Consider the following 288-nt stretch of genomic DNA (forward strand, 5'->3'; position numbering starts at 1 on the left):
CTGACCAGGGCGACATGGTCATCCCGGTTGTTATCACCGTTTACGCGGACAGAAGCTTCAGCTTCATCACAAAGACTCCGCCGGCTGCTGTATTATTAAAGAAGGCTGCAAAGATCAAATCCGGTTCCGCAACACCGAACAAAGCAAAGGTAGCTACTCTTACAAGAGCTGAAGTACAGAAGATCGCTGAGCTCAAGATGCCAGACTTAAACGCTGCAAGCATCGAGGCTGCTACAAGCATGATCGCTGGTACTGCTCGTTCCATGGGTATCACCGTAACAGACTGAT

At 49.7% G+C, this 288-nt stretch carries 1 pseudogene; it reads left to right on the forward strand.

Annotated features, from left to right (window positions below):
- A pseudogene (locus PZH32_RS13890) lies at nt 1-287 on the forward strand (50S ribosomal protein L11); the annotation flags it as partial.
- Between the last annotated feature and the right edge of the window lies 1 nt (nt 288).

Origin of the sequence: Adlercreutzia equolifaciens, assembly GCF_029076695.1 — a bacterium.
In the GTDB taxonomy this organism is placed as follows: Bacteria; Actinomycetota; Coriobacteriia; order Coriobacteriales; family Eggerthellaceae; genus Adlercreutzia; species Adlercreutzia equolifaciens_A.